Consider the following 4504-nt stretch of genomic DNA (forward strand, 5'->3'; position numbering starts at 1 on the left):
GCAGCCCGCAGGCCCATGCCGCCAGGCTGCAAAGGCTGCGCGCCCGTGGTCCGGCAGGCTTTAAAAGAGGTGAACACTGCGCCGTCCACGGTCGAAAACCGTGTATTCTCTGAAGCCGAAGGCGCTGGCGTATGAGGCAAGACGGGCGAAGCCGTAGCCCACGTCATCGGTAACGTGGGCGTCCGAGGCGAAGCTTATGGGCAGCTCCATTTCCGCAGCCATAACCATGATGGGCGGCGCGGGATAGATTTCGCGGCATGCCTTGCGTATGCCGGCGGACGAGATTTCCATGCTCATACCAGAGTTGCGCAGGGCGGTCAGGCCCCGGCGCGCAAGTTCCCGGCTTTGCGGCTTGTTCAGCCAGACGTGAAACTGCTCTACGGAAAAAATCTTGATAAGGTCAGGGTGGGCCGCGATATGGAACATCCCTGAAGCCAGCATGGCCTCCCAGGCTTCAAAATAGCGCGTATACTGTATTTCGCACTCTTCCTGCGACATGACCTTCCACGGGTCGGAGCCGTCGTCAAAACCCCAGCGCCCGATAAAGTGGACGCTGCCGAGCAGATAGTCAAAGTCATAGGCGGTGCTGGAGGCGCGGGTAAAGTCTGCCTGCCCTTCCAGCCAGTCCATTTCCATGCCGAAAAGCACCCGGCAGGGGCCATTTGCATTGGCCGCCTTGAGGGCCAGCACCTCACGGGCGTAGTCCGGCAGGTGGCGGGTGAGTTTGTCGCGGTACTCGTGTGTATAGTCAAAGCCCGCGGGGCGGGGAGAATGCTCGGTAAAGCCGATAAGCTCAATGCCCCTGGCCTGTGCCGCCGCGTGCATTTCAGCCGGGCTGTTGCCGCCGTGCGAGTATTTTGTATGGGTGTGCAGGTCTGCAAGAATCATGGCGGGTGTTCCTGAATGCTCCGGGATGGTTCCGGCCCCCATTGGCGGGGAGGGTTACTGTTATAGGAGCAGTATGACCCTGAACGGCCCGGCTGGCAAGATGTGGCGGGATGGACGCGCCGCAGCGGGCGCGTTTTGCATGCCGCACGGCAAAAAACGGAAAAAAGTAAAAAACGGGGAGAAAGCCTTTCCCTGTCCTGCCGCAACCCGGCGGTGCATATACCGACAGTGGAAGCTCTCTCCCCGCGTATGTTCTGGCGCAGTACCCCGGCCTACTTGAGCAGGCGCTTCACTATTTCCTGTCCGGCCTTGCGTCCCGCGCCCATGGCAAGGATGACGGTGGCCGCGCCGGTAACGATGTCGCCGCCGGCAAAGACATTGGGGATGGACGTTTCGCCCGTTTCCTCATCGGCCTCGATGTAGCCCCACTTGTTGAGCTTGAGCTTGGGCGTGGCCTCCAGAAGGATGGGATTGGAGCGCGTACCCAGGGCCACGATGGCGAGATCGGTGGGCAGGTCGTACACGTCGCCTTCAATGGCGACGGGGCGGCGGCGACCGGAGGCGTCGGGTTCGCCCAGTTCCATTTTTTGCAGGGTAACGGAGGCGAGACGCATTTCGCTGTCGCCGTTAAAGCATACCGGCGCGGAGAGCATGGCAAACTGCACTCCCTCTTCCTCGGCATGTTCCAGTTCTTCAAGGCGGGCGGGCATTTCGTCCCTGGTGCGGCGGTAGACGATGTGCACGCTTTCCGCGCCCATGCGCAGGGCGGTGCGTGCCGCGTCCATAGCCACGTTGCCAGCGCCGAATACGGTGACATTTTTACCGGGAAAAGCCGGGGTGTCCTGACCGGGGAAGTCATAGGCCCGGCCCAGGTTCACGCGGGTCAGGTACTCGTTGGCCGAGAACACGCCCACCAGGTTTTCGCCCGGTACGCCGAGGAAAACGGGCAGGCCCGCACCCACGCCGATAAAGACGGCATGGTGGCTTTCCAGCAGCTCGTCCACGTCCACAGTGCGGCCGCCCACGGCGTTGAGGTGAAAGTCCACGCCGGACTGGCGCAGGCCGTCAATTTCGGTGGCAACCACGTTCTTGGGCAGACGGAATGCCGGAATGCCGTAAATGAGCACCCCACCGGCCTCGTGCAGGGCTTCGTATACGTCCACCTTGATGCCTGCGGCGGCGCAGACGCCCGCACAGGTGAGGGATGACGGGCCGGAGCCGATGCAGGCTACCTTGAGGTCGCCCCTGGGCAGTGCGCAGGCGTTGGTGCCGGTAACCTGCTCGCAGGCTGTGGTGGCGATATAGGTGTCGGCCACAAAGCGTTCAAGGCGGCCGATGGCTACGGGCTGGCCCTTGGCCTTGAGAACGCACTTGCCCTCGCATTGATGTTCCTGCGGGCAAACACGGCCGCACACGGCGGGCAGGCTGTTGGTACTTTTAATGATGCGATAGGCCGCATCCATATTGCCCAGGGCCACCTCGCGGATAAAGTCTCGAATGGGCACTTCCACAGGGCAGCCGCTGACGCAGAGGGGCTTTTTGCACTGCAGGCAGCGCTGGGCCTCTTCAATAGCCATTTCTCTGGTGTAGCCCAGGGCCACTTCATCAAAGTTGGCGCGGCGCGCCTCTGCGGGCTGGCAGGGCATGTCCACCCTGGGAGCAACAGGTTTTCTTTTGGAAGGTTTAGTTTCCATGAGCAATCCTCAGCTGGTAATCGTCGATGGAGACTTTTTCCTGTTCGCGGTAGGCAGCCAGGCGGCGGCGCAGCTCGGGAAAGTCCACTTCATGCCCGTCAAATTCGGGGCCGTCCACACAGGCAAACTTGGTTTTGCCGCCAACACTCACGCGGCAGGCGCCGCACATGCCGATGCCGTCAACCATGATGGGGTTGAGGCTGACAGTGGTTTTTACGCCGAAGGCGCGCGTGGCTTCTGCCACGGCGGCCATCATCGGCACAGGACCGACAGCCACCACCTCAAAAACGGTCTTGTCTTTTTCGAGCCTGTCGCGCAGAAGGTCGGTCACAAGGCCCTTGTGTCCGTAGCTGCCGTCATCGGTGGAGATGAGCAGTTCGTCCACAAAAAGTTTCAGTTCTTTTTCAAAAAGCAGCAGATCCTTGCTGCGCGCGCCGATGATGCCCACCACCTTGTTGCCGGCACGTGCATGGCCCTTGGCGATGTGGTGCATGGCGGCAATGCCCGTGCCGCCGCCCACACAGATGACCGTGCCTTTTTTTTCAATGTGCGTGGGGTGTCCCAGGGGGCCGCAGACATCAAGAATGGAGTCGCCGGCGTTAAGTTCTTCGAGAATGGCGGTGCTTTTGCCCATGACCAGATACACGATGGTAATGGTGCCTTTTTCGGCATCGGTATCTGCAATGGTCAGGGGAATGCGCTCGCCCGTGGGGGTCATACGCAGCATGACAAAGTGGCCGGGCCGGGCCTTGCGGGCAATTTGCGGCGCTTCAAGCACCAGCTTGCTGGTTTTGCCCGGGATCAGGCTTTCCTTGTGCAGTATGGGTGTTGGCATAGACTCTCCTCTTCTGGCTTGGTGCGCTATGGTATCTGCGAATACTCGCCCATGCAAGCGCGGGGCGTGCATAAATGGCCTGCGGGCGGCAGGGCGCATTTGCCTTGAACCTGTGCTGGCGGACTGTGCGAAAGCGTTTTTTTATGTACTGATGTATGCGTGCAAACGCAATATATTTGGCCTGTTAGCGAGAAGATTGCTGCGCCTGGAGCCATTTTGCGGCTTTTTTCCTGTTCACCGCTCTAAAGCTTTGTACAGCAGGCTCCGATAGACTTGTTGATGAGTGGGGAAGGGGAGACCGTGTGCAAACACAAAAAGGCGAACCAGCCCCCCGGATGCAGGGAAGCAGTGATCCATTCAGGGAGGAATGGTCATGTCGCAACGCATCACTGACGCATTCCTGTCGGAAACCGGACCGCCGGAAAGGCTCGAGCCCGAAGAGCACGACCTTGCCGTCATACAGCGGTACCTTGCCGTACTGGAACAAAACAAGAAGGCCAGCCGCGCGGCTCTCACCGACGCGGATATGGCTATGGACATGGCGGGCTTTGTGCGGCGCCAACTGCGCAATCCCCAGCAAGGGTACTCCATACCGCACACGCTGCTGGCTTTGGCCCTGGTGCAGCGTGTGCCGGACGCGCCCCAACAATAATCGGTGTTTCCCTCGCGGGTAAACGCCGTGGAACCGTGGAGCCCAGAACTGAAACAGCCGCCCGATGGCAGGCAGGACTTGTCCGGGACTGTTTCGCAGTGCGGGTTGGGCAACAATCCGCACTGGTCAGACAAACTGTTCAGTGTTGATCTGCTCTAACCACGCATACCGGACAGGCGGCGCAGCGCCGCACTGTCTTCGTAAACATGAAAAGCATCACTTTTCCGTGACATGAACGGGAGCGTGGCAGGTTCGCAGTCCATAAGAAATTCTCCACTCATGCGAAGGGGAGGGCCGTGGGGGCCCTCCCCTTTTTGTAACTAGAAAACCCCCCGCTAGGCGGGGGGTTCTAAAAAGCTTATAGCTTTGCCCAAGTGAGTAAAACTCCTTTTGATTTGTTAAAAAATCTCGCGGTCTGGCAACTGCGAGTCAACA

General features: G+C 59.9%; 4 protein-coding genes. 1 reads left to right on the forward strand and 3 read right to left on the reverse strand.

Features of this window, described 5'->3' with window-relative positions:
- Positions 1-60: 60 nt before the first annotated feature.
- The 3 genes from V6C16_RS08375 to V6C16_RS08385 all read right to left on the reverse strand — a co-directional run bounded on the left by V6C16_RS08375 (position 61) and on the right by V6C16_RS08385 (position 3417).
- Positions 61-888, reverse strand: coding sequence for a histidinol-phosphatase (locus V6C16_RS08375; protein WP_333535268.1), 828 nt, complete (start codon positions 886-888; stop codon positions 61-63).
- A gap of 272 nt (positions 889-1160) precedes the next feature.
- Positions 1161-2582: an NADPH-dependent glutamate synthase gene (gltA, locus tag V6C16_RS08380; protein ID WP_333543003.1), complete on the reverse strand. Its 1422-nt coding sequence runs from the start codon at positions 2580-2582 to the stop codon at positions 1161-1163.
- Positions 2572-3417: a sulfide/dihydroorotate dehydrogenase-like FAD/NAD-binding protein gene (locus tag V6C16_RS08385; RefSeq protein ID WP_333536530.1), complete on the reverse strand. Its 846-nt coding sequence runs from the start codon at positions 3415-3417 to the stop codon at positions 2572-2574. The genes gltA and V6C16_RS08385 overlap by 11 nt, the downstream gene beginning before the upstream one ends.
- Before the next feature lie 373 nt (positions 3418-3790).
- On the opposite strand from V6C16_RS08385, the gene V6C16_RS08390 reads away from it, so the two are divergent.
- Complete coding sequence (locus V6C16_RS08390) at positions 3791-4069, forward strand: hypothetical protein (protein WP_333536532.1); 279 nt, start codon at positions 3791-3793, stop codon at positions 4067-4069.
- Positions 4070-4504: the final 435 nt, after the last annotated feature.

The sequence above is a fragment of the Desulfovibrio sp. 1188_IL3213 genome, from assembly GCF_036763145.1.
In the GTDB taxonomy this organism is placed as follows: Bacteria; Desulfobacterota; Desulfovibrionia; order Desulfovibrionales; family Desulfovibrionaceae; genus Desulfovibrio.